This is a genomic window from Nocardia cyriacigeorgica, assembly GCF_029868385.1.
In the GTDB taxonomy this organism is placed as follows: domain Bacteria; phylum Actinomycetota; class Actinomycetes; order Mycobacteriales; family Mycobacteriaceae; genus Nocardia; species Nocardia cyriacigeorgica_F.
In genome coordinates this window covers 73044-96353 of sequence record NZ_JARWNX010000051.1, presented here as the reverse complement: position 1 = coordinate 96353, position 23310 = coordinate 73044, and the positions used below count along the sequence as shown (strand labels likewise).

The following is a 23310-nucleotide window of genomic DNA, read 5'->3' as shown; positions in this document are numbered from 1 at the left end:
CCCGGCCTGGCGACCGTCGTCTGTAATGATGTGTCGTATGAGCGCTCCGGATCCACAGAATGAGCTGCGACTGACAGCTGAGGACTTCGCCGACGGCGCGGCAGCCGAACTCGGTGAGATCGAGATCGTCGATGGACGTGTCGTGCGGATGATGGCGCAGAGCCCGCTGCATAGTCGGGTGGTTCGACGGCTGGCGGGCCTGCTCGAGGCTGCCAGGCGTGATGGAGGTCCGTGCATGGTCGTGGATTCCGACGTAGCCGCTCGCTTTCCTGATGCGGATTCGTCTGCTGCGGATCGGCGCTTGAATATCCGGTATCCGGATATCTGGATTCGGGACTGCGAACCTTATGACGTCAATACCGTGCGCGATCACCTGTTACTGGTGGTCGAGGTGACGTCGGAGTCGACCATCGATGCGGATATCACTGACAAGCGAATCCAATACGCGGCCGCCGGTATTCCCCGGTATCTCATTGTCCGGCTCGATCAGAAGGAAGAGCTGATCGAGGAAATCGAGGAATACCGGCTCGACTGGTCGGGTCGTCGCTACCGTGCCCATGCCGTTCACCGGCGGGTACTGCTACTCGATGAACCGGTCGAGGTGACGATCCCGTTCGCGGTATTGGAGCAGGTCTGAGCCGAGGAGGTGCTCAGTCCTCGAGTCCGAGTAGCCCTCTCGCCATTTCGCGCATCTGCGCTTTGCGCACTTTTCCGGTCACTGTCATCGGGAACTCGTCCACCACGTGCACATACCGCGGCACCTTGAAGTGCGCGAGCTTTCCCGCGCAGAACACGCGCACGGCGTCGGCGTCGAGGGGTGCGGTGCCTTCGCGCATGCGGACCCAGGCCATGAGTTCTTCGCCGTATTTGGGGTCGGGGACACCGATGACCTGGGCGTCGAGGATATCGGGGTGGGTGTAGAGGAATTCCTCGATCTCGCGGGGGTAGATGTTCTCGCCGCCGCGGATGACCATGTCCTTGATGCGGCCGGTGATGGCGAGATAACCGTCCTCGTCCATGACGCCGATATCGCCGGTGTGCATCCAGCGGGCGGCGTCGATGGCTTCGGCGCTGCGTTCGGGGTCGTTCCAGTAGCCGAGCATCACCGAATAGCCACGGGTGCACAGTTCGCCGGGTTCACCGCGCGCGACGGTGCGGTCGGTGACCGGATCGATGATCTTGATCTCCAGGTGTGGGCCCACCCGGCCGACGGTGGCGGTGCGGCGGTCGATGCTGTCGTCGCGGCGGGTCTGGGTCGACACCGGTGAGGTTTCGGTCATGCCGTAGCAGATCGACACCTCACTCATTCCCATCCGATCGATGACGCGTTTCATCACCTCCACCGGGCACGGCGATCCCGCCATGATCCCGGTACGCAGCGTGGACAGATCCACCGCGGATTCCTCCAGTTGCGCCAGCATGTCGATGAACATGGTCGGGACGCCGTAGAGCGAGGTGCACCGTTCGGCGGCGACCGCCGCGAGCGTGGCCGCGGGCTGGAACGACGGCGCCGGAATCACGATCGCCGCACCGTGACTCGTGGCCGCAAGGTTGCCCATCACCATGCCGAAGCAGTGATAGAACGGCACGGGGACACAGATCCGGTCCTGCTCGGTGTAGCCGCACAGCTCACCGACGAAATAGCCGTTGTTGAGGATATTGTGATGGCTGAGGGTGGCGCCCTTCGGGAAACCCGTTGTCCCGGAGGTGTACTGGATATTGATCGGATCGTCCATGGACAGCTCGGCGGCTCGGGTCGCCAGCAGATCCTGATCGGCGGTGGTGCGCGCCAACGCATCCCACTGCGCCGTACCGAGGACGAGCACCTGTTCCAGACCGGGGCAATTCGGTCGTACCTGTTCGATCATCGCCACATAGTCCGAGGACTTGAACTCCGGCGCCGACACCAGCATCCGCACACCCGCCTGCCCCAGCACATACTCCAGTTCGCTCGTGCGATAGGCGGGATTGATATTGACCAGGATCGCACCGATCTTGGCGGTCGCGTACTGGATGAGAAACCATTCCGGGCAGTTCGGCGCCCAGATCCCGACCCGATCGCCCGCGGTGATACCGCGCGCGGCCAGGCCGGTGGCGAGCGAGTCGACGGCGGCGCGCAGTTCACGGTAGGTCCATCGTCGCCCGGAAGGATGGTCCACCAGAGCCTCCCGGTCGCCGAACTCGGCGGCGGTCCGGTCCAGGTTGGCGCCGATGGTGTCACCGAGCAGCGGGGTCTCGGAGATCCCCGATGCGTAGCTCGGCAGCGCATTCATCACCGAACCCCCTGCTGCCGCAGCAGAAACCGCTGCACTTTACCGCTGGGTGTCTTGGGCAGGTTCGGCACGAAATGCACCCGGCGAGGATAGGCGTGTGCGGCGAACTTCTTCTTCACCAGCGTTTGCAGTTCGGCTTCCAGTTCCTCGCCACCGGTGCGGCCTTCCCGCACCACGACGAACGCTTCGAGCACCTCACCGCGCAATTCGTCAGGTCTGCCGACCACGGCCGCCTCGGCGACATCCTCGTGCAGCACCAGCACACTCTCCACCTCGAACGGGCCGATCCGGTAGCCGGCCATGATGATCACATCGTCGTCGCGGGCGGAGAAGTGGAAGAACCCGTCGGCGTCCTGGGAACCCGCGTCGCCGGTCAGATACCAGCGTCCGTCCGCGGTGTAGCGTTGCGCGGTCCGTTCCGGCGCGTCGAGATAGCCGAGGAACCACAGCAGCGGACTGCGTTCGGTATCGATGGCGATACGCCCCAACTCTCCGGTGGGCGCTTCGGTATCGGCGTCATCGGCGAGCACGGCGCACGCCCAGCCGGGTAGCGACCGGCCCATCGAACCCGCGGGCGCCTCCGTGTTCAGCTCGTCGTGCCAGGCATTGCAGATCACCATGCCGTGTTCGGTCTGCCCGTAGTGATCGCGCACGGCCACGCCGAGGGTGTCCGCGGACCAGGCGACGACCTCGGGTGTCAATGGCTCACCCGCCGACGACGCCCGCCGCAACCGCACCTCGGGCGCCGCCGAAGTATCCGCGCGCAACGCGCGATAGACGGTGGGCGCGGCCGCGAAATTCGTGACGCCGAACCGCTCCATCACCTGCCAGGTCAATGCGGGGGAGAAACCGGCATGCAACAGCAGGCTGCGGATTCCGCTGGCCAGCGGTCCGAGGATCGCGTAATAGAGGCCGTAGGCCCAGCCCGGGTCCGCGGCGTTCCAGAACACATCGTCCGGGCGCACATCCAGCGCGAACTCCTGATAGGCGTGGAACGAGGCGAGCGCGCGCACCGGGATGGGCACGCCCTTCGGGGTGCCGGTGGTTCCGCTGGTGAACAGCTGGACCAGCAGGCCGTCACCGCCGACCGAGACCGCCGGTTCGACGGGCGCGTCGGTGGCGAGCAGGTCCTTCATCCGCAGCGCGGCGGAGGACGCGCCGTCACCGCTGACGATCGTGCGCCACGGCGGATCCACGGGGATATCGTCTCCGGGCGCCAGCTTGTCGGCCTGGTCCGGGTCGACGACCACCACCGACGCTCCACTGGTCATCAGCCGGAACGCGATCGCGGGTGGCGCGAACGCGGTGAACAGCGGGACGTGCACCGCACCGCGCCGCCAGATACCGAGCAGCGCCACCACCAGGTCCTCGGATTTGGCCATCAGCGTGGCGACTCGATCACCCGGCTCTACGCCGAGCCCCGCCAAGGCCGCCGCGAACCGCTCGGACTTCACGCGCAGTTCGCCATAGGTCAGATCGGTGGACGACAGCTCGCTGTCGATGACGGTGAACGCGACGGCGTCGGCCGGATGCCGGTCACACAGCAGCTCGGCAGCGTTCGCATCGGCGCGGTCATAGCATTCCAGCAGCTCGCGTACCCGCGCGTTCGGGTCGATCCCCATCTCGCATCTCCTCGGTCGTGATCCAGCTCACCGGCTGTTGCCATAGGATGTAGGTCACACCTGGTTCGGCACTACCCCCGAAAAGGGGTGACATTCCATGACCAACCCGTCACCGCTGCTCCGCCCGCGCGACGGCGATGCCGTACGCGCCGAGATCCGCCGGGTCGCGGGCACGACCGGGGTTCCGGTGCTGTTCGGTGGTGAGGTGCATGCCGACACCCTGCTGCTGACCGAGTTCTTCGGGGTTCGGACCAACGGCTTGCGTGGGCTGTCGGTGGTGCGCACGTCTGGGTTGGGTGGTCAGGTGATGGATTCCGGGCGTCCGGGACTGGTCTCCGACTACCGCAACGCACCGACGATCACCCACCATTACGACGGCCCCGTCGTCGGTGAGGGCATCCGCTCGGTCGTCGCGGTGCCGGTGGTGGTCGACGATGCTCCGCGTGCGGTGCTGTACGCGGCCACCCGCGGCACCGGCGCGCTCGGCGACCGCACCGCGGACGCATTGCTGCGAGCCGGGCGCCGACTCGCCACCGAGATCACCATTCGCGACGAGGTGGATCGTCGGCTACGGCTGTTGGAAGCCGCCTCCGCGCCTCCCGCGACTGCGGGCGCGGTGGTCGAGGAACTGCGTGGCATCCACGCCGAACTACGCGATATCGCGTATTCGGTGGCCGATGAGCGGCTCCGGGATCGGTTGCGCGCCGTGGGTGCGCGGCTGACGCGGGCGCTGTCCGGTGCACCGGCCGCCGACGCCCCGCGTCTGTCGCGTCGTGAACTCGACGTACTGGTCCAGGTGGCGCTCGGCTGTTCCAATCATGAGGTCGCCCAACGCCTCTGCGTCGGCCCCGAGACCGTCAAGAGCTATCTGCGCAGCGCGATGAACAAGCTCGACGCCCACTCCAGGCACGAGGCCGTCGTCACCGCCCGCCGTCTCGGCCTGATCCCCTGAGCCCGCGTCGATTTCGCGGTTCCCGCCCCGCGTGGCCCGACGTCGAACCGTGCTCGGTCACGCCTCTATACTCACCGCCGTGCCGCAGTTGCGAGTAGTCGGACTGTCCCTCGACAGTGCCGACCCCGAATCTCTTGCCCAGTTCTACCTGGATCTGCTCGGCGGAAAGACGCTGTGGCGCAAGGAAAGCAGTGTGGGGGTGCGTATCTCGTCGGGCCTGGCGCTGATCGCCCACCGCGTCGCCGACCATCAACGACCGATCTGGCCGGGATCCTCGATCGTGCACCTGGACCTGGCCGCCGACGACGACCGCGACCTCGACGAATGCGTCGACCGCGCCGTGGAATTGGGCGCCACCGTGGCACCGATGCAACCGGGCGACCGGTGGCGCGTCCTACTCGACCCCTCGGGCCACCCATTCTGCATCACTACGGTGACACCGCCGGAATAGCACCCGGCCCGGCCTCGGGCTTCGCGGCCGAGCCCGACGGCTACGGGTGCCGGTCACCTGTCAGCGGGCGACGGTAGTGTGCGGGTCGTGACGACTGCGCCTGAGACCTCGAGTCCCGAGACGATCCGCACCGACCAGACCACCGCCACCGGGGCAGCCCCGGTGGTATCCGGCACCGTCAGCCGTCGCATCGCCGACGAACTGGCGGTGCGGGAGAACCAGGTCCGTGCCGCCGTCGAACTGCTCGACGCCGGTTCGACCGTCCCGTTCATCGCGCGCTACCGCAAAGAGGTCACCGGCGGTCTGGACGACGCCCAGCTACGCACCCTCGAGGAGCGGCTGTACTACCTGCGCGAACTCGACGAGCGTCGGGCTTCGATCCTGGAATCCATTCGCGGCCAGGGCAAACTCGACGACGAACTGCACCGCCAGATCATGCTGGCCGAGACCAAGGCCCGCCTCGAAGACATCTACCTGCCGTACAAGCCGAAGCGGCGCACCAAGGCCCAGATCGCGCGCGAAGCCGGTCATGAGCCGGTCGCCGACGCGCTGATCGGCGATCCGACCACCGATCCGGCGCAGTACACCGGCGAACAGCTCGACGGCGCGCGCGCCATCCTGGTCGAACGGTTCGCCGAAGATGCCGATCTGGTCGGTGAGCTGCGTGAACTCATGTGGCAGCGCGGCCAGGTCAGCTCCACCGTGCGCGCGGGCAAGGAAGAAGCCGGTGCGAAGTTCGCCGACTACTTCGAGTTCAGCGAACCGTTCGACACACTGCCCTCGCACCGAATTCTCGCGCTGCTGCGCGGCGAGAAAGAAGAAGTGCTGACCCTGCATTTGCAGCCCGATGCCGAGGAACCGGAACCGGGGGAGCGCACGATCTACGAAGGTCGCATCGCGATGCGCTTCGGCATCGCCGATCAAGGCCGACCGGCCGACAGCTGGCTGCTCGACACCGTGCGCTGGGCCTGGCGCACCAAATTGCAGGTGAGCCTCGGCATCGATACCAGGATGCGGTTGCGGCAGGCGGCCGAGAAGGACGCCGTCGACGTCTTCGCCGCCAACCTGCGTGATCTGCTGCTCGCCGCCCCCGGCGGCACCCGCACCACGATGGGGCTCGACCCGGGCTACCGCACCGGCGTCAAGGTTGCCGTGGTGGACGCCACCGGCAAAGTGGTGGCCACCGAGGTCATCTATCCGCACAAACCGCAGGGCCAGACCGAGAAGTCCCTCGCGGTACTCGGTGCGCTCGTCGCCCGGTTCGGCGTGGAACTGATCGCCATCGGCAATGGCACCGCCTCCCGCGAGACCGATGCCCTTGCCGCCGAACTGATCTCCCGGATCCCGGAGAACAAGCCGACCAAGATCGTGGTCTCCGAAGCGGGCGCCTCGGTGTATTCCGCCTCGGCGTATGCCTCGCAGGAACTGCCCGATATGGACGTATCGCTGCGCGGTGCGGTCTCCATCGCCCGCCGCCTCCAGGACCCGCTGGCCGAACTGGTGAAGATCGACCCCAAATCCATCGGTGTCGGCCAGTACCAGCACGACGTCTCCGAAACCCTGCTGGCACGTTCGCTCGGCGCCGTCGTCGAAGACGCGGTGAACGCGGTCGGTGTCGATGTGAACACCGCGTCGGTGCCGCTGCTGTCGCGTGTCTCCGGTATCGCCGGATCGCTGGCCGAAAGCATTGTGTCGCACCGCGATCAGCACGGACCGTTCCGCAGCCGCACCGCGCTACTCGACGTGGCTCGGCTCGGGCCGAAGGCGTTCGAGCAGTGCGCTGGCTTCCTGCGCATACGCGAAGGTGACGACCCGCTCGACACCTCCGCCGTGCATCCCGAGGCGTATCCGGTGGTGCGGCGCATCCTGGAATCGACCGGCCGCGGCATCGCCGAGATCATCGGCAACACCGGTGCGCTGCGCGCGCTGAACCCGGGCGAGTTCACCGATGAGCGATTCGGTGTCCCGACCGTCACCGACATCATCAGCGAGCTGGAGAAGCCGGGCCGCGACCCGCGCCCGGAGTTCAAGACCGCCGAATTCGCCGCGGGCGTGGAGAAGGTCGCCGACCTGGAACCGGGCATGGTGCTCGAGGGTGTGGTCACCAATGTGGCGGCCTTCGGTGCGTTCGTCGATGTGGGTGTGCATCAGGACGGTCTGGTGCACGTCTCGGCCATGTCGCACAACTTCGTCAAGGACCCGCGCGAGGTCGTGAAATCGGGCGATGTGGTCAAGGTGAAGGTGCTCGAGGTCGACGTCGCCCGCCAGCGCATCGGTCTGTCGCTGCGTCTGGACGACGAACCAGGGGCGGCCAAGCCGGAACGCGGTCGTGGACCTGGCGACCGCGGTCGTGGCGGTGCCGAGGGACAGACCAAGCAGGGCGGGCAGGGTGGTGCGAACCGCAACCAGGGTCAGAACCGCCAGGGCCAGGGCCAGGGTCGTGGTCAGGGCCAGAACCGTGGTCAAGGGCAGGGCCGCAACCAACGCCGCGATGCCGCACCGACAAACGGGGCCATGGCCGACGCATTGCGCCGGGCGGGTTTCGGAAAGTAGCGACAGGGTCCGGGAGCGGGGGCAGGTATGCGGCGATGGCTCGACGAGGATGTGATCGCGCAGGGCAGGCTCCCGCTGCTGTGCTTCCTGCTCGGGTTCATCCTCGGCTTCCTGGTGATCCGGGTCAGCGTCCGGCTGATCCGGGCCAAGGTGCGATGGTGGCCGGGTAACCTGCGCGCCGGTGACACCCACATCCATCACATGGTGTTCGGGGTGATCCTGGTGCTGTCGTGCGGTGTCGGGATGATCAGCACCTTCGACGACGGCAGCGACGCCACCGGGGCGCTGCTCGCGGCGGGATTCGGTGTCGGTGCGGCGCTGGTGCTCGACGAATTCGCGCTGATCTACTACCTGCGCGATGTGTACTGGGAAGAACAGGGCCGCACCTCGGTCGACGCGGTCTTCGTCGCGGTGGCCGTCACGGGACTGTTGTTGCTCGGCCTGCATCCGCTGTGGCTGCTCGATATCAATGACTTCCGCCAGGATCCGAGCCTGCCTGCCCGGGTGCTCGTCGTCGCGTTCGCGGTGGTGAACCTGGTGCTCGCCGCCATCGTGATCGCCAAGGGCAAGATCTGGACCGGCCTGTTCGGTATGTTCTTCCTGCCGCTGCTCGTGGTCGGCGCGCTGCGGCTGAGCCGGCCGGGAGCGCCCTGGGCGCGGTGGCGCTACGGCGACCGCAGACGGTTGATGTACCGCGCGATCGTCCGGGAGCGGCGCTACCGTCGTCCGGTGATCCGCGCCAAGATCTTCGTACAGGACCTGGTGGCGGGCACACCCGACGTCGCCCACGCGCGCTCGGCCGCCGAAGCCGAACTCCAACGGACCGTGGTGGCCGCGCCACCGGCGCCGCACCACCACCATCCGCTGTGGTCGCACGATCGCAACACGCCGCACTGAGCGGGGCCGGTACTTCCCCCGGACGGCCACGGACACCGGCCGATTTCCGGCCGACCCGGCCCATCTGGCACAATGCACAGGTTGCCCTGGGTGATCTCTGCCCCGGCGCACCCCTTATTCGGAGCATGAACCGGTAGAGCACGTGCCGCCAGGTTCCTCTGTTCGCGCGAACTCCAGAAGGATGAAAATGAACACCCTTGACTTCGTCGACGAGAAGTCGCTGCGCAGCGATGTCCCCGAGTTCCGGCCCGGTGACACCCTCAATGTGCACGTGAAGGTCATCGAAGGCTCGAAGGAGCGCATCCAGGTCTTCAAGGGCGTCGTCATCCGGCGCCAGGGTGGCGGTATCCGCGAGACCTTCACCGTCCGCAAGGTGTCGTTCGGTGTCGGCGTGGAGCGCACCTTCCCGGTGCACAGCCCCAACATCGACCACATCGATGTGGTGACCCGTGGTGATGTCCGCCGCGCCAAGCTGTACTACCTGCGCGATCTGCGTGGCAAGGCCGCCAAGATCAAGGAAAAGCGCTGAGCTGCTGCTCCGCGCGGCTACCCCGGTCCTTCCCGGAGCGGTGGTAGCGCACAGAAGTTCCCGGATAGCCCGGCACCGCACGCTTTCTCGCGGTGCCGGGCTAATCTGTTCGGCGTGGCAGACGAAAGTGGGTCGGTGACCGTGCCCGGTGCAGACGACGGGCAACCGCAGGGGCGTCGCGCACGGCGCGGTCGGCGCGGGCGCAAGGACAAGAAACAGCGGCCCTTCTGGCAGGAACTGCCGATTCTGCTGGTCATCGCGGCCGTGATCGCCGCACTCATGGTGACCTTCGTCGGACGCCCGTACGTCATCCCGTCGCAGTCGATGGAACCCACCCTGCACGGCTGCGCCGGGTGCACCGGTGACCGCATCTATGTGCAGAAGCTCAGCTACTACTGGGGCGATCCGAAGCCCGGCGACGTCGTGGTGTTCGTCGGCCCTGATTCCTGGAACACCCACTACCGCTCCATCCGTTCGGACAATCCGGTGGTGCGCGGTGTGCAGAACTTCTTCTCCTTCTTCGGACTGGTCCCGCCCGATGAGAACGACCTGGTCAAGCGCGTTATCGCGGTCGGAGGGCAGACGGTGGAATGCTGCGATGAGCAGGGCAGGGTCATGGTCGACGGCAAACCGCTGGACGAGCCCTACGTCGAGGACGACTTCCCCTGGGTGCCCGGTCAGAAGAACGCCTCCTACCCCGTCGGCCGGGTGTTCGGGCCGATCACCGTCCCCGAGGGCAACCTGTGGGTGATGGGCGACAACCGCAACGAATCCGCCGATTCGCGCGCCCACGTCGGCGATGAACTACAGGGCACCGTTCCGGTGGACAACGTCCGGGGTAAAGCCGTGTTCAAGATCTGGCCGCCCGGCCGCATCGGCCCGGTGCGTGCGCAGGACCCACAGACCAACTGATGGGTGTACGCGCGATAATCGGTCTGTGGGCTACCTCGACCGGTTCGACAACCACGGCTGGCCCGCGGTGACGCCGATGCCTCGATCTCGACGACGCCTACCGGACGTGGAGCGGGTTGGCTGGCCGCCGCGGGTGGTCATGCGGAAGGCGGCCGGGCTGCGCACCCTCGAAGCGGCCCTGATCCGCAGCGGCCTGGGCCCCGTCGCGGGGGTCGACGAGGCCGGTCGCGGACCGAGCGCCGGGCCGCTGGTGGTTGCGGCATGCATGTTGGCGCCCAAGGCGCACGACGCCCTCGCCGGTCTCGACGATTCGAAGAAGCTCACCGAAGCCACCAGGGAGGCGCTGTATCCGGTGATCACCCGGCTGGCGCTGGCCTGGCATGTGGTGGTGATACCGGCCTGGGAGATCGACGCGATCGGCATCCACGTGGCCAATCTGGAGGGTATGCGCCGCGCTGTCGCTGGACTCGGCCGTACCCCCGGCTATGTGCTCACCGACGGCTTCCGGGTGCCGGGAATTCCGTGCCCGTCGCTGCCGGTGGTGGGCGGCGACGCCACCGCGGCCTGTATCGCGGCGGCCAGCGTGCTCGCCAAGGTCACCCGCGACCGGATGATGGTCGAGCTGGATCGACGGCTGCCCGGTTACGGATTCGCCGCGCACAAGGGCTACAACACGCCCGAGCACAATGCCGCGTTGCAGCAGCTCGGACCGTGTGTCGAACACCGGCGATCCTGGCGGAACGTGCGTGAGCACGAGCCGAAGGGGGCGGCCGGAAGGCCGATTCGCCATGAGGTCGTCGCGACCTCCGGCACGGTGATCGTGGATCAGGTCACGTCGAACCGACTGGCTACCGACACGTTGCATACGCGATGATGTCAGCACACGCAATGCCGCGAGAAGGAGGACGTCCCACCCGATGAGCGCCGAGGACCTCGAGAAATACGAAACCGAGATGGAACTGTCCCTGTACCGGGAGTACAAGGACATCGTCGGCCAGTTCTCGTACGTGGTGGAGACCGAGCGCCGCTTCTACCTGGCGAATTCCGTGGAACTGCGCCCGCAGAACGCCGACGGCGAGGTGTATTTCGAGGTGCGGATGAGCGATGCCTGGGTCTGGGACATGTACCGGCCCGCCCGTTTCGTCAAGCACGTCCGGGTCATCACCTTCAAGGACGTCAATATCGAGGAGCTGGAGAAGCCGGATCTGCGGCTGCCGGAGTAGCCGCGGATCGATAGTTGTCCACAGGCCGGGTTATCCACAGGAATTCTGTTTCCGCTGGTGACGCCGGGCCGGGTGCGTAGCCCGCACCGCATGCTGACCCGGTGGCACACAATTCGGCGCTCGGCGCACACGGGGAAGACCTGGCGGCAGGATTTCTGGAAGCCGCGGGCATGGACATCATCTGCCGTAACTGGCGCTGCCGGTACGGCGAACTGGACCTCATCGCCCGCGAAGGCGATACCACCGCCTTCATCGAGGTGAAGACCAGAACCGGCCTCGGCTACGGCACGCCCGCCGAGGCGGTGACCTACACCAAACAGCAACGGATCCGCAGACTCGCACTGCTGTGGCTGGCCGATCAGGACGGTCCGTGGCGGCGCATCCGATTCGACGTGGTCTCGGTGCTCGTCATCCGAGAGCGCGAACCGGTGATCGAACATCTGAAAGCGGTGTTCTGATGGCGCTGGGGCGGGCCTGTTCGGTCGCGGTGAGCGGTGTGGACGGTCAGCTGGTGGAGATCGAGGCGGATATCGGTCAGGGCCTGCCGTCGGTGCATCTGGTCGGTCTGCCCGACACCTCACTCTCCGAATCCCGCGACCGAGTACGCGCCGCGGTGGCCAACTCCGGGGAGAAATGGCCCGACGGGCGGGTCATCCTCGCGCTGTCCCCGGCGACACTGCCGAAAGTGGGCAGCGTCTACGACCTGGCTCTCGCCGCGGCGGTGATGGATGCGGCCGATGCCATTCCATCCACCAAACTGGTGAACACGGTGCTACTGGGGGAGCTGGCGCTGGACGGGCGGATCCGGCGGGTACGCGGCATCCTGCCCGCGGTGCTCGCCGCCAGGAAAGCAGGGTGGGCCACGGTGGTCGTCCCGGAGGCCGCCCTGCCCGAAGCGGGGCTGGTCGACGGTGTCGAAGTGCTCGGCGCTGCGGATCTGCGCAGCGCGCTGGCCTGGCTACGCGGGGAAGCCGCCCTCACCGAACCGGACCGCGAGCTGCCCGTACAAGCACGCGTGATGGGCGATCTGAGCGAGGTCGTCGGCCAGCACGAGGCGCGCTGGGCGCTGGAGGTGGCGGCCGCGGGCGGACACCACATCCTGCTCACCGGCCCACCGGGAATCGGCAAAACCATGCTGGCCCAGCGCCTTCCGGGGCTGCTCCCACCGCTGTCGGACGCCGAGGCGCTCGAGGTCACCGCGATCCATTCGGTCGCGGGCACACTGTCCGGTGACCATCCGTTGATCACCATGCCGCCGTTCGTCGCGCCCCACCATTCGACCTCGGCCACCGCCATGGTCGGCGGTGGATCCGGTTCGGCCCGCCCCGGTGCCGTCAGCAGGGCGCATCGCGGTGTGCTGTTCCTGGACGAATGCGCCGAAATCGGCACCAAAGTGCTGGAGGCCATGCGGACGCCGCTCGAGGAAGGCGAGGTGCGCATCGCGCGCCGCGACGGTGTCGCGCGCTATCCGGCTCGATTTCAGCTGATGCTGGCCGCGAACCCCTGCCCGTGCGCGCCCGCCCGCGATGTCGACTGCATCTGCGCGCCGCTGGCCCGGCGCCGATACCTGGGCAAACTGTCCGGGCCGCTGATGGATCGGATCGATATCTGGGTGCAGATGTACGGGGTGGCAGGTGGGACCTTCGGCGCCGAAGAATCCGAGAGCAGCGCCACCGTCCGTGAGCGTGTCACGGTCGCGCGGCGGGCGGCCGCGCACCGCTGGCGTGAATTCGGGTGGCTCACCAATGCCGAGGTGCCCGGACATGTACTGCGGCAGCGGTTTCGGCTGCCACCCGAGGTGACGGCACCGGTCGAGGCCGGACTGCGGATGGGCAGACTGTCGGCGCGCGGGGCCGACCGGGCGATCCGGGTGGCGTGGACGATCTGCGATCTGCGCGGCGGCGACATACCGAGCGCGCAGGATGTCATGCAGGCGTTGAATTTCCGGCAGCGAGGCGCGCAATGACCGCGCCGGTGCCCGCCCGCGCGGCCGCCGGGGTGGTCGCCGATGATGCCGAGGCGCGGTTGCTGGCGTGGGTTTATCTGTCCCGGGTGGTACTCGGGCCGTGTGCGGCGTTGACGGCGCTGATCGACTCGGTCGGGGTGCTGGAAGCGGCACGGGCGGTGCGGGAATGCCGCTTGCCACAGGTGTTGCAGGCCGCCACCGCGGCCCGGCGTGGCCTCGACCGGGCCGCGGCGGATATCGAGCAGATCCGGCGACTCGGCGGGCGGGTCGTCACACCCGACGATCCGGAATGGCCCGCATGGCGGCTGCTGGGGCTGAGTCAGCTCGAACCGGGCCGAGACGTCGACGGTGCGGTGCCGTTGGTGTTGTGGGTGCGTGGGCCGCTGTCGCTGCTCGGCGCCAGTGAACGGGCGTTGGCCGTGGTGGGCGCCCGATGCAGCAGCGGCTATGGCGACCGCGCCACCGGCGAGATCGCGGGCGATCTCGCCGCCAGGGGTTGGACCATCGTGTCCGGTGCGGCCTTCGGTATCGACGCCATGGCCCATCGCGCGGCACTGGCGGTCGGCGGGTCCACGATCGCCGTGCTGGCCTGCGGTGTCGACCGGCCGTATCCGGCCCAGCACGAACGGTTGCTCGCGCAGATCGCCGAAACCGGCCTGGTGGTCAGCGAATATCCACCGGGGACCGTCGCGCGTAAACATCACTTCCTGGCGCGTAACCGGCTGGTCGCGTCATTGGCCGATGGAGTCCTCGTCGTCGAAGCGGGGTTGCGCAGCGGGGCGCGCAACACCGTGAAATGGGCTCGGCGCCTCGGTCGTCCGGCGCTCGCGGTGCCGGGGCCGATCACGTCGGCGTCGTCGGTCGGCTGTCACCGCATGATTCGAGAAGGGGAGGCCCTGTTGGTGACCGGTGCGAAAGAGATCATCGACGAAGCGGGGCCGCTGCACCTATCGCTGCCGACCGCGGTAGCGGCTGATCCTGGCGACGGGCTCGCCGGAGATCAGCAGTTGGTCTACGCGGCGCTTCCCACGGCCGGTTCGCGGGTGCCGCAAGAACTCGCGGCCACCACCTCACTACCGATTCCCGCTGTCCGGGCGGCGCTGGCGGAGCTGGAACTCGCCGGATTGGTCGGGCTCGGGGGAGATGGTTGGTTTCGGGTCGGCTTCGATCCGCCTGGTCGACAGTGAGTCGCGTCGGCGGTGTCGGCGGAAATCGTCGGCGGTCCGGTAGCGGTGATTCCACTCGCCGTGCTCCACCAAGAGATTCGATGTCATCCGATGCTCCGGCGCCGACGCTCGCCCGTGGACATCGCAGTGGCCGGATCGTGGAGGTGGTCGGTCACCGGCGCCGGAAGTCTGATCGGGCAGAAGCGATGATCCGAGGGCGGCGGTGTCCCGACCCGCGTTGGTCGTGAACACCGCCGCCGCATGCTCGTCGAAGCTCAGATGAGCGCCCTGTTACTCGATCCTGATGGAGGAACCGAACGCCTCTACGCCGGCGCCGGGCGCAACCTCCTCGGTGACCGGACCTGCGCAACCGGCCTCCAGATACACCGTCGCGACCGCCTCGGTGTCGTTGACGATCTGGAGTGGTGACGGCTGATCAGCGACCGGGACGCAGCCGCTGGGGTTCTCATGCACGGCGTCGTTGACGAGCAGTACTCCTTCGACACCGGTGGCGGTGCCTGCCGCGGTGAGGATCAGTGTTCCTGCGACAGCACACACAGTTGCGATATGACGCACGGGTGGTCCCTTTCTGTGAGCATCGGTGAATCGACTGATCGAACCGGGCCATCGTCGCAGACCGGCCGCCTCATCTGCGGTAGGTCACCGCTGTGATCAGGCAAAACAGCTTATGAGCTGGGGAACGGCGCGCCGACTTGCCACGGGGCGGTGCGGCGGGTGACGGTGAAGTGGTGGATGTGTTGCCCGAAGATCTGGACGCGCTGCTGGCCGAATACGGGCGGACCCTGCGGTTGGGCAGCAATCGCTCACCGCATACCGTGCGCGCCTACCTCGGCGATGCGCGATCGTTGCTGACCCATCTGGTCGCGCGGTCGGCGGATTCGTCGGTGCGGGAATTGGATCTGGCGTTGCTGCGCTCCTGGCTCGCCGAACAGTCCGCCGCGGGCGCCGCACGCACCACGATGTCGCGCCGGGCCTCCGCGGCTCGCACCTTCACCGCCTGGCTCACCAGGACCGGCCGGTTGAACACCGATCCAGGGCTGCGCCTCGGCGCTCCGAAAGCACACCGGGTGCTGCCATCGGTGCTGGGAAAGCAGCAGGCCGCCGCCGCGATGGATGCCGCGGAATCCGGTGCGATGCAGCGTGATCCGATGGCACTGCGTGATCGGTTGATCGTCGAGCTGCTCTACTCCACCGGGGTCCGGGTGAGCGAGCTGTGCGGACTCGATATCGACGACGTGGACCGTGAACGCCGACTGGTGCGAGTGCTGGGCAAGGGCAACAAGGAACGCTCGGCCCCCTTCGGCGCTCCGGCCGACGACGCGCTCGGCAACTGGCTGCGGTTCGGCCGCCCCGGCTTCGCCACCGCGGAATCCGGGCGCGCCCTGCTCCTCGGCCGTCGCGGTCGGCGCCTCGATCCACGCCAAGCCAGAACCGCTGTGCACGAAGTGATCTCGGCGATACCCGGCGCACCGGATATGAGCCCGCACGGTCTGCGCCACACCGCCGCCACCCACCTGCTCGAAGGTGGCGCCGACCTGCGCGTGGTGCAGGAACTGCTCGGCCACGCCAGCATGGCCACCACCCAGCTCTACACTCACGTGTCGGTCGATCGACTCAAGAAGGTGCACGACCAGGCTCACCCACGCGCTTGAGCCTGGCTCGCGGGTCGAGTCATGGGGCCGACTCTGTGCCCGCGCCCGTGCCTGTGGTGCGTGCACGGCTTGCGTGTCGCGTATTCGCCCTCGTGTTCATCGCATCGGCAAGCCCGCAGATCGCAGGGCTGCATACCGGATCGACTACTCCACAGATCATCACCTGAGGGCGGACGACCCACCCTGGGCATGAGCGGGGCGGGTGCCTGGCGAGTGCGCGGGGACCCACCCCGTGGGCGTGGTGCGTGCCCTGCCTGCGGGTCGAAAGCAGACGATTCCCACCCGTGGACGTGGCGGGTGGCTGGCGGGTGGGGCGTGTGCGTGGCTCGGGAGGTCGAGTGTGCGGACGACTCCGCCCGGGAACGTGAGCGCGGCTGATGACCGGTCGGTCATGCGGATGACCCATCGGCGGCGCGAGTGTGGCGTGGCAGTGGGTCAGATGATGCTGACGCTATGCCCATGGGTACGCGAGTACGACTTCGGTGTTCGCATGCGAGACCGTTCCGACTCGGGTTCGCCTGGGGGCGTGCGCCAGCGGTGGGTCGCACGACTGATCGGTTCTGGGCAGAGGATGGGTGACGGGTGTGTCGTGGAGCTTTCGCGCCGCCCGCCGATAGCCTGGGCATGCGGGTACACCCGAGTTGTCCGACAGAGAGCGAGAGCGCAATGCGGGCCGACGACCGTCACCGCATCGACAACCCGCGTGGCCGGAATGGGGGCGGCCCGATACGCGGGGCCAGGATTGTGCTGCGCCGACGAGGCGGACCGTCATGACGCTGCCGAATCCGGACGCCGAATCCGAGGATGGCGAAGAAGAGGTCGACTACCGCTTCACTCTCGCCAATGAACGCACCTTTCTCGCCTGGATGCGCACCTCGCTCGGACTGCTCGCGGGCGGCGTGGCGGTACACACCCTGGTCGAACCGTTTCGCCTGGCCGGATTCCGGCGCGCCATCGTGCTGTGCTGCCTGGCCCTCGCGCTGATCCTCGCGATCGGCGCGTATGCCCACTGGCGTCGGGTCGGCGACGCGATGCGGCGGGGGCACGCGCTGCCGGGGACCGTTCTGGTTCCGGTGCTGTCGGCCGGTATCAGCGTTATCGCCCTCCTCGCGTGTCTGGCGGTGCTGCTGCGATGACCGCCCCCGGCCTCGCCGCCGAACGCACCGCGCTGGCTTGGCGTCGCACTGCCCTGGCCGCGACCGTGCTCACCATGCTGTTCCTGGACGCCGCCGTCGCCGACGGCTGGCGGCCCACCTCACTGGCCCCGCTGGTCGCCGCACTGGCCAGCGCAGCCCTGGTCGCGGTCGGCGCCCTGCGCAGCCACGGCCTGCGCCACGGCCGGTACCAGCACGGTGAGCGCGCCGTCCGGCTCGCCTTGGCCTCGATCGTGGCGGCGGCCCTGGTAGCGGTCGTGATCGGGTTCACCCATCCGATCAGATAGCTATCCGCCGCGATACCGAGCGCCAGCCATTACCGTGCCGTCCGTGCCGTCCGTGCCGTCCGTGCCGTCCGTGCCGTCCGTGCCGTCCGTGCCGTCCGTGCCGTCCGTGCCGTCCGTGCCGTCCGTGCCGTCCGTGCCGTCCGTGCCGTCCGTGCCGTCCGTGCCGTCACTACTGGTCGGAGTGCGGGAGGGCGTCTATGTACTTGCCGGCGATGAAGCGTTGGACCATGCGGCTCACCGGTCCGCCCAGCCGGGTGTACCAGGTCGCGCCGCGGGAGAACGCGGTGACGATGCCGTACACGGAGTGGTCGGCGGGGTCGTACTCGACCGCGAACAGTTCCTCACCGGACTCCGGGTGGCCGGGGAGCGTGCCGTAGGCGAAGCCGCGGCGGTTCGGTTCGTCGAGGACGTAGACGACGCGGCACGGTGCGGTGATGGCCAGCGGGCCGAGGCCGAGCCGCACGGTGAGCAGGGTGCCCGGCTCTGCGGTCGGGGTGCTCGCCGTGTCGAAGATGCCGGTGCCGCGTTGCATCCGGTAGGCATTGACGGCGTCGGCGGCCCGATCGAACAGTGCCCGGCCATGGCCGATGCGGCGGCGCAGGGTGACATGGTGGTATCGAGCCGGAAGCGGCCCGTTCGTGGCGCCGACCTCGGCGTAGGTGAAGGGCGGATCCTGCGGGTTCTGCATGATCTGATCATGGTCGGTGGACAGGCTGCCGGGAAGCACCCGCCGGATGCACCGGCTTCAGACGTAGTGGGCCCAGATGCAGTAGTCCGAGCGGGTCGAGATACTCGCGGCGTTGCCCGCCACCTGCCTCGCGCCGCAGACCCCAATGCAGACAGGCCGCGGCCGAACAGCCCTCGTGCCCGGCCTCCAGCACACCGATCGGAGTGCCGCGCGCGACCCGCCGCCCGACCGGCACATCGGCCGTTACCGGTTCGTAGGTGGTGCGCAGCCCGCCGGGATGGTCGATCGACACCACCGGTTTGCCCGCCACCGAACCCGCGAAGACGACGATCCCCTCGCCCGCCGCGAGCACCGACTGCCCGGGCGAACCCGCCAGATCCACCCCGCGATGCCCGGGCAGCCAATTCTGCGGCGGCTTCTCGAACCGTCGCTCGACCGCGGGCCGCGGCCGCAACGGCCAGTCGAACCGCGCACCCGGCGCCGCCGCGGCCACCGGCCCACCTGCTGTGAGTACCGCCCCGGCCAGCACCAACGACCCGAGCCGCCCGGCCACACCCGCATGCCCCATCGGCGCTCATCGTGACCCGGCAGGTGTCCGCGGCAGTGGAGCCGTCCGCACCAGCCCACGCAGCAACGGCGCAAGCACGCAGGCCGATCCGCTACTGCCCACCGCACACCGTTCGGGCTGCCGGTGCGCACCCGGTGCGGCCGCCGTATCGCGCTCCGAAACGGTCGCGACCAACAAACCCACCAAAAGCCCCAACGGCAGCAGTGCCGAGACGAGCCGTCGCACCGCCCGACCGTATCTGCGCCACCACCCACCCGGCCTGACGCCACAACGGCCGCCCGGGTCGACGGACCTGTCTGCCCATGTATCGACCGTCGCCGCGATTCCACCGCCGGAGCCCGCCACTTCGGCGTTCCCAGGACCGCGACGATCACATTCGGGACCGCCGTGTTCGCGATGCGCATGGGAGCGATGGACCTGTGAACCATGGACCTGCGCGGTGTGATCACCCGAACGACCGCTGTGGCCCCGCATGTGGATGCAATTGCCCGAACGGGCGCGAATGGTCGGACCACCTCGATCGCCAGGCGCTGCCTCGCTGTGGTCGCGGTACCGCTGTCGATGTTCGGAGCGTGCACACCCGGACCGCGGATCGATGCCTTCGACGGAGCGGAGGGGTGGTCGGGCGGAACCACGAGAGGAACCGGGGATCGAGGGACGAGAAGAGCCGGGGATCGGAGAGTGGCAGGCAGGCGTCATGGCTCAACGATGACCGCGACGGAACCCTGGCGATACCCCCGATTCGCCAGCTGTGGATAACCCGAACAGGTGTGGATAAACAGCCTTTCACCAGGACGATTTCAATGGTGGGGCAGCACGCCGTAGACTGTCCGAGCGGTCTGTGTCTTCCATGGACCGACTTCGCGCGCCACCGTGCCCGTTCGTGAGGCGCTGATCGATCCGGCCGCACTTCATCGGAAGTGTGCTCGGCCGCGTCAGCGCAGTGATGGACGGGGAATCGTCGGCTGGTCCCGATCGCCAGATCGGGTCCGACGGTTCGGGGCGCCAGGGCAGCGGGCCACCCGGCTTGTTGCGTCAACCGGCAACGAAAGAGAGATACGGGAGCTATGGCTGTCGTAACCATGAAGCAGCTGCTCGACAGCGGCGCGCACTTCGGGCACCAGACCCGTCGCTGGAACCCGAAGATGAAGCGGTTCATCTTCACCGACCGCAACGGCATCTACATCATCGATCTTCAGCAGACGCTGACCTACATCGACAAGGCCTACGAGTTCGTCAAGGAGACCGTCGCCCACGGTGGCACCGTCCTCTTCGTCGGCACCAAGAAGCAGGCCCAGGAGTCGATCGCCGCCGAGGCCACCCGCGTGGGGATGCCCTACGTCAACCAGCGCTGGCTGGGCGGCATGCTGACCAACTTCTCCACCGTGCACAAGCGCCTCCAGCGCCTCAAGGAGCTCGAGGCCATGGAGCAGACCGGTGGCTTCGAGGGTCGCACCAAGAAGGAAATCCTCATGCTCACGCGTGAGATGAACAAGCTGGACCGCACCCTCGGCGGTATCCGCGATATGCAGAAGGTGCCCTCGGCCATCTGGGTCGTCGACACCAACAAGGAGCACATCGCCGTCGGCGAGGCGCGCAAGCTGAACATCCCGGTCATCGCGATCCTGGACACCAACTGCGATCCCGACCTGGTCGACTACCCGATCCCGGGTAACGACGACGCGATCCGTTCGGCCGCGCTGCTGACCAAGGTCGTCGCTTCCGCCGTCGCCGAAGGCGTGCAGGCCCGTGCGGGTCGCGCCGCCGGTGACGACAAGCCCGAGGCCGGCGCCGGTGAGCCGCTGGCCGAGTGGGAGCAGGAGCTGCTGTCGCAGGCCGCCCCCGCCGCCGAGGCTCCGGCCGAGGCCGCGCCGACCGAGACCCCGGCCGAGGCCTGAGTTTCTCGACTCGGTTCACACTCTGTTCCAGTGGTGGCCACCCGGCCATGCCATCGTGGCCACCACTGCCAGGTACCTACCCTTTTCGAAGGAGGCTCGCCCCCGATGGCGAACTACACCGCCGCTGACGTGAAGCGGCTCCGGGAGCTGACCGGCTCCGGGATGATGGACTGCAAGAACGCGCTGGCCGAGACCGACGGTGATTTCGACAAGGCCGTCGAGCTGCTGCGCATCAAGGGCGCCAAGGACGTCGGCAAGCGTGCCGAGCGCACCACCGCCGAAGGCCTCGTGGTCGCCAAGGACGGCGTCATGGTCGAGATCAACTCCGAGACCGACTTCGTCGCCAAGAACGCCGAGTTCCAGACCCTGGCCGACCAGATCGTGACCGCCGCCGCGGCCGCCAAGCCTGCCGACCTGGAGGCGCTGAAGGCCCTGGATCTGGGTGGTAAGACCGTCGACGCCGCGACCCAGGAACTGGCCGCCAAGATCGGCGAGAAGCTGGAGCTGCGTCGCGTCGTCTCCCTCGACGGCCCGGTCGCCACCTACCTGCACAAGCGTGCCTCCGACCTGCCGCCCGCCGTCGGCGTGCTGGTCGAGTACACCGGTTCCGGTGACGCCGCCGCCGAAGCCGCGCGCGCCGCCGCCATGCAGGTCGCCGCCCTCAAGGCCAAGTACGTGACCCGCGACGAGGTGCCCGCCGACATCGTGGACAACGAGCGCCGCATCGCCGAGCAGACCGCTCGCGAGGAAGGCAAGCCCGAGGCCGCGCTGCCGAAGATCACCGAGGGCCGCGTCAACGGCTTCTTCAAGGACGTCGTGCTGCTGGAGCAGTCGTCGGTCACCGATTCGAAGAAGACCGTCAAGGCCCTGCTGGACGAGGCCGGTGTCACCATCACCCGCTTCGCCCGGTTCGAGGTCGGCGCGAGCTGAGCCCTCGCGCATCAGCGAGCAGGCCCCTCGTCGCACCGATCATCCGGTCGACGGGGGGCCTTCTGCTGCCGCTCCAACCGAATAAGGCAGGATAGGGACGCTCTGAGTTGCTGAATGCCTGATGTCGCCGAGCCCGCCGATCGAGCCCGGCGCCGATCGAGAACACGCCCATCGCCGAAGGAGACCCAGACCGATGACCGACCCGGGGACCGACCGCCCAGGATATCGCCGGGTACTGCTGAAACTCGGCGGTGAGATGTTCGGCGGCGGCAAGGTGGGGCTCGATCCGGACGTGGTCCAGACGGTGGCCGAGCAGATCGCCGAGATCGTCGAGACCGGCGTGCAGGTGGCCGTGGTGATCGGCGGCGGCAACTTCTTCCGCGGCGCCGAACTCGAGGAACGCGGTATGGAGCGGGCCCGTTCGGACTATATGGGCATGCTCGGCACCGTGATGAACAGCCTTGCGTTGCAGGACTTCTTGCAGAAGCAGGGCATCGATACGCGGGTGCAGACCGCGATCACGATGGGTCAGGTCGCCGAGCCGTACCTGCCGTTGCGGGCCAAGCGTCATCTGGAGAAGGGGCGCGTGGTGATCTTCGGCGCCGGTATGGGCATGCCCTACTTCTCCACCGACACCACCGCGGCGCAGCGAGCCCTGGAGATCGGTGCCGATGTGGTGCTGATGGCCAAGGCCGTCGACGGGGTCTTCACCGCCGACCCGCGGGTCGACCCCGACGCCACGATGTATACCGAGATCACCCATAAAGAGGCGATCGAGCGCGATCTGAAGGTCGCCGACGCCACGGCCTTCAGCCTGTGCATGGACAACCAGATGCCGATCCTGGTGTTCAATTTGTTGACCAAGGGCAATATCGCCCGGGCTGTCGCCGGTGAGAAGATCGGCACATTGGTTCGTTCCTGACCCCGCGAGCCCGCGGATCATGACGATGACGACGCTGTGGAGGAAACGGTCGTGATTGAAGAAGCGCTCTTCGACGCCGAGGAGAAGATGGAGAAGGCCGTCTCGGTAGCGAAGGACGATCTCGGCACCATCCGCACCGGTCGCGCGAATCCGGGCATGTTCTCCCGGGTCGTCGTCGACTACTACGGATCGCCTACCCCGATCACCCAGATGTCGAGTATCACCGTGCCGGAGCCGCGGATGGTGGTGATCAAGCCCTACGAGCAGGCACAGCTGGGTGCGATCGAGACCGCGATCCGCAACTCCGATCTCGGCGTGAACCCGACCAACAACGGTGACATCCTGCGCATCTCGGTTCCGCAGCTCACCGAGGAACGCCGACGCGAGATGGTCAAGCAGGCCAAGTCCAAGGGTGAGGACGCCAAGGTCTCGATTCGCAATGTGCGCCGCAAGGCCATGGATGAACTGTCCCGCATCCAGAAGGATGGCGAGGCGGGCGAGGACGAGGTCGGCCGGGCCGAGAAGGAACTCGACAAGACCACCGCCAAATATGTCGGCCAGGTCGATGAGCTGGTCAAGCACAAGGAAGCCGAACTGCTCGAGGTCTGACCCAGATCTTGCGGGCCCGCCCGGGCGGGGGACGAAA

At 67.7% G+C, this 23310-nt stretch carries 24 protein-coding genes; 19 read left to right on the top strand and 5 right to left on the bottom strand.

From position 1 onward, the window contains the following. The first annotated feature begins 37 nt into the window (after positions 1-37). The gene (locus QH168_RS15780) at positions 38-637 is read left to right on the top strand and encodes a Uma2 family endonuclease (protein ID WP_280235408.1); all 600 of its coding nucleotides are present in this window, start codon (positions 38-40) and stop codon (positions 635-637) included. 13 nt (positions 638-650) lie between these two features. Here the strand turns inward: QH168_RS15780 and QH168_RS15775 are convergent, their stop codons facing one another. Beyond that, positions 651-2273 (bottom strand): AMP-binding protein, encoded by a 1623-nt coding sequence (locus tag QH168_RS15775; RefSeq protein ID WP_280235407.1) that lies wholly within the window; start codon positions 2271-2273, stop codon positions 651-653. Further along, complete coding sequence (locus QH168_RS15770; protein ID WP_280235406.1) at positions 2273-3895, bottom strand: AMP-binding protein; 1623 nt, start codon at positions 3893-3895, stop codon at positions 2273-2275. The genes QH168_RS15775 and QH168_RS15770 overlap by 1 nt, the downstream gene beginning before the upstream one ends. Before the next feature lie 97 nt (positions 3896-3992). On the opposite strand from QH168_RS15770, the gene QH168_RS15765 reads away from it, so the two are divergent. From QH168_RS15765 to dprA, 11 genes are all read left to right on the top strand, one after another. Continuing rightward, on the top strand, positions 3993-4847 hold the full coding sequence (locus tag QH168_RS15765) for a helix-turn-helix transcriptional regulator (protein WP_280235405.1): 855 nt from the start codon (positions 3993-3995) through the stop codon (positions 4845-4847). A 79-nt stretch (positions 4848-4926) separates the two neighbouring features. Beyond that, complete coding sequence (locus QH168_RS15760; protein ID WP_280235404.1) at positions 4927-5298, top strand: VOC family protein; 372 nt, start codon at positions 4927-4929, stop codon at positions 5296-5298. Between the two features lie 123 nt (positions 5299-5421). Then, the gene (locus QH168_RS15755; protein ID WP_432421111.1) at positions 5422-7851 is read left to right on the top strand and encodes a Tex family protein; all 2430 of its coding nucleotides are present in this window, start codon (positions 5422-5424) and stop codon (positions 7849-7851) included. 27 nt (positions 7852-7878) lie between these two features. Further along, positions 7879-8748: a hypothetical protein gene (locus tag QH168_RS15750; protein WP_280235403.1), complete on the top strand. Its 870-nt coding sequence runs from the start codon at positions 7879-7881 to the stop codon at positions 8746-8748. A gap of 187 nt (positions 8749-8935) precedes the next feature. Further along, positions 8936-9277 carry a 50S ribosomal protein L19 gene (gene rplS, locus QH168_RS15745; RefSeq protein WP_014352079.1) on the top strand — a complete coding sequence of 114 codons (342 nt, stop codon included), beginning with the start codon at positions 8936-8938 and terminating at the stop codon, positions 9275-9277. A gap of 114 nt (positions 9278-9391) precedes the next feature. Further along, complete coding sequence (lepB, locus tag QH168_RS15740) at positions 9392-10189, top strand: signal peptidase I (RefSeq protein WP_280235402.1); 798 nt, start codon at positions 9392-9394, stop codon at positions 10187-10189. A 76-nt stretch (positions 10190-10265) separates the two neighbouring features. Further along, on the top strand, positions 10266-11063 hold the full coding sequence (locus tag QH168_RS15735) for a ribonuclease HII (RefSeq protein WP_280235510.1): 798 nt from the start codon (positions 10266-10268) through the stop codon (positions 11061-11063). Between the two features lie 43 nt (positions 11064-11106). Then, complete coding sequence (locus QH168_RS15730) at positions 11107-11412, top strand: DUF2469 domain-containing protein (protein ID WP_011210678.1); 306 nt, start codon at positions 11107-11109, stop codon at positions 11410-11412. Between the two features lie 101 nt (positions 11413-11513). Further along, positions 11514-11870, top strand: a complete 357-nt coding sequence (locus QH168_RS15725; RefSeq protein ID WP_280235401.1) for a YraN family protein — start codon at positions 11514-11516, stop codon at positions 11868-11870. After that, a complete protein-coding gene (locus QH168_RS15720) occupies positions 11870-13378 on the top strand; it encodes a YifB family Mg chelatase-like AAA ATPase (protein ID WP_280235400.1) in 1509 nt (502 codons plus the stop codon). Before QH168_RS15725 ends, QH168_RS15720 begins: the two co-directional genes overlap by 1 nt. Next, the gene (dprA, locus tag QH168_RS15715; protein ID WP_280235399.1) at positions 13375-14565 is read left to right on the top strand and encodes a DNA-processing protein DprA; all 1191 of its coding nucleotides are present in this window, start codon (positions 13375-13377) and stop codon (positions 14563-14565) included. The genes QH168_RS15720 and dprA overlap by 4 nt, the downstream gene beginning before the upstream one ends. Before the next feature lie 270 nt (positions 14566-14835). Here dprA and QH168_RS15710 read toward each other — a convergent pair whose 3' ends face one another. Beyond that, the gene (locus tag QH168_RS15710) at positions 14836-15102 is read right to left on the bottom strand and encodes a hypothetical protein (protein WP_280235398.1); all 267 of its coding nucleotides are present in this window, start codon (positions 15100-15102) and stop codon (positions 14836-14838) included. A gap of 191 nt (positions 15103-15293) precedes the next feature. Between QH168_RS15710 and QH168_RS15705 the strand changes: the two genes are divergently transcribed. The 3 genes from QH168_RS15705 to QH168_RS15695 all read left to right on the top strand — a co-directional run bounded on the left by QH168_RS15705 (position 15294) and on the right by QH168_RS15695 (position 17658). Next, positions 15294-16217 carry a tyrosine recombinase XerC gene (locus QH168_RS15705; protein WP_280235397.1) on the top strand — a complete coding sequence of 308 codons (924 nt, stop codon included), beginning with the start codon at positions 15294-15296 and terminating at the stop codon, positions 16215-16217. Positions 16218-16987: 770 nt separating this feature from the next. After that, positions 16988-17353 carry a YidH family protein gene (locus tag QH168_RS15700; RefSeq protein WP_280235396.1) on the top strand — a complete coding sequence of 122 codons (366 nt, stop codon included), beginning with the start codon at positions 16988-16990 and terminating at the stop codon, positions 17351-17353. Beyond that, complete coding sequence (locus QH168_RS15695; protein ID WP_280235395.1) at positions 17350-17658, top strand: DUF202 domain-containing protein; 309 nt, start codon at positions 17350-17352, stop codon at positions 17656-17658. The genes QH168_RS15700 and QH168_RS15695 overlap by 4 nt, the downstream gene beginning before the upstream one ends. Positions 17659-17827: 169 nt before the next feature. On the opposite strand, the gene QH168_RS15690 is transcribed toward QH168_RS15695, so the two are convergent. Continuing rightward, positions 17828-18346 (bottom strand): DUF1990 family protein, encoded by a 519-nt coding sequence (locus tag QH168_RS15690; protein WP_280235394.1) that lies wholly within the window; start codon positions 18344-18346, stop codon positions 17828-17830. Between the two features lie 7 nt (positions 18347-18353). Further along, a complete protein-coding gene (locus QH168_RS15685) occupies positions 18354-18914 on the bottom strand; it encodes a M23 family metallopeptidase (RefSeq protein ID WP_280235393.1) in 561 nt (186 codons plus the stop codon). Between the two features lie 1067 nt (positions 18915-19981). On the opposite strand from QH168_RS15685, the gene rpsB reads away from it, so the two are divergent. The 4 genes from rpsB (at position 19982) to frr (ending at position 23273) form a co-directional block, all read left to right on the top strand. After that, positions 19982-20812, top strand: coding sequence for a 30S ribosomal protein S2 (gene rpsB, locus QH168_RS15680; RefSeq protein WP_280235392.1), 831 nt, complete (start codon positions 19982-19984; stop codon positions 20810-20812). Between the two features lie 105 nt (positions 20813-20917). Next, positions 20918-21742: a translation elongation factor Ts gene (gene tsf / locus QH168_RS15675; protein WP_280235391.1), complete on the top strand. Its 825-nt coding sequence runs from the start codon at positions 20918-20920 to the stop codon at positions 21740-21742. Positions 21743-21935: 193 nt separating this feature from the next. Next, entirely contained in the window at positions 21936-22664 is a 729-nt protein-coding gene (gene pyrH / locus QH168_RS15670) for a UMP kinase (protein ID WP_163822834.1), read from the top strand. Positions 22665-22715: 51 nt separating this feature from the next. Continuing rightward, the gene (frr, locus tag QH168_RS15665) at positions 22716-23273 is read left to right on the top strand and encodes a ribosome recycling factor (protein ID WP_280235390.1); all 558 of its coding nucleotides are present in this window, start codon (positions 22716-22718) and stop codon (positions 23271-23273) included. Positions 23274-23310: the final 37 nt, after the last annotated feature.

Excerpts from the sequence above, each read along its gene's own strand:
- rpsB (WP_280235392.1), top strand. The coding sequence starts at position 19,982 with ATGGCTGTCGTAACCATGAAGCAGCTGCTCGACAGCGGCGCGCACTTC.
- QH168_RS15690 (WP_280235394.1), bottom strand. The coding sequence starts at position 18,346 with ATGCAGAACCCGCAGGATCCGCCCTTCACCTACGCCGAGGTCGGCGCC.
- QH168_RS15720 (WP_280235400.1), top strand. The coding sequence starts at position 11,870 with ATGGCGCTGGGGCGGGCCTGTTCGGTCGCGGTGAGCGGTGTGGACGGT.
- QH168_RS15775 (WP_280235407.1), bottom strand. The coding sequence starts at position 2,273 with ATGAATGCGCTGCCGAGCTACGCATCGGGGATCTCCGAGACCCCGCTG.
- QH168_RS15780 (WP_280235408.1), top strand. The coding sequence starts at position 38 with ATGAGCGCTCCGGATCCACAGAATGAGCTGCGACTGACAGCTGAGGAC.
- QH168_RS15765 (WP_280235405.1), top strand. The coding sequence starts at position 3,993 with ATGACCAACCCGTCACCGCTGCTCCGCCCGCGCGACGGCGATGCCGTA.
- QH168_RS15730 (WP_011210678.1), top strand. The coding sequence starts at position 11,107 with ATGAGCGCCGAGGACCTCGAGAAATACGAAACCGAGATGGAACTGTCC.
- QH168_RS15700 (WP_280235396.1), top strand. The coding sequence starts at position 16,988 with ATGACGCTGCCGAATCCGGACGCCGAATCCGAGGATGGCGAAGAAGAG.
- QH168_RS15770 (WP_280235406.1), bottom strand. The coding sequence starts at position 3,895 with ATGGGGATCGACCCGAACGCGCGGGTACGCGAGCTGCTGGAATGCTAT.
- tsf (WP_280235391.1), top strand. The coding sequence starts at position 20,918 with ATGGCGAACTACACCGCCGCTGACGTGAAGCGGCTCCGGGAGCTGACC.
- rplS (WP_014352079.1), top strand. The coding sequence starts at position 8,936 with ATGAACACCCTTGACTTCGTCGACGAGAAGTCGCTGCGCAGCGATGTC.
- QH168_RS15695 (WP_280235395.1), top strand. The coding sequence starts at position 17,350 with ATGACCGCCCCCGGCCTCGCCGCCGAACGCACCGCGCTGGCTTGGCGT.
- pyrH (WP_163822834.1), top strand. The coding sequence starts at position 21,936 with ATGACCGACCCGGGGACCGACCGCCCAGGATATCGCCGGGTACTGCTG.
- QH168_RS15685 (WP_280235393.1), bottom strand. The coding sequence starts at position 18,914 with ATGGGGCATGCGGGTGTGGCCGGGCGGCTCGGGTCGTTGGTGCTGGCC.
- dprA (WP_280235399.1), top strand. The coding sequence starts at position 13,375 with ATGACCGCGCCGGTGCCCGCCCGCGCGGCCGCCGGGGTGGTCGCCGAT.
- QH168_RS15750 (WP_280235403.1), top strand. The coding sequence starts at position 7,879 with ATGCGGCGATGGCTCGACGAGGATGTGATCGCGCAGGGCAGGCTCCCG.
- QH168_RS15735 (WP_280235510.1), top strand. The coding sequence starts at position 10,266 with ATGCCTCGATCTCGACGACGCCTACCGGACGTGGAGCGGGTTGGCTGG.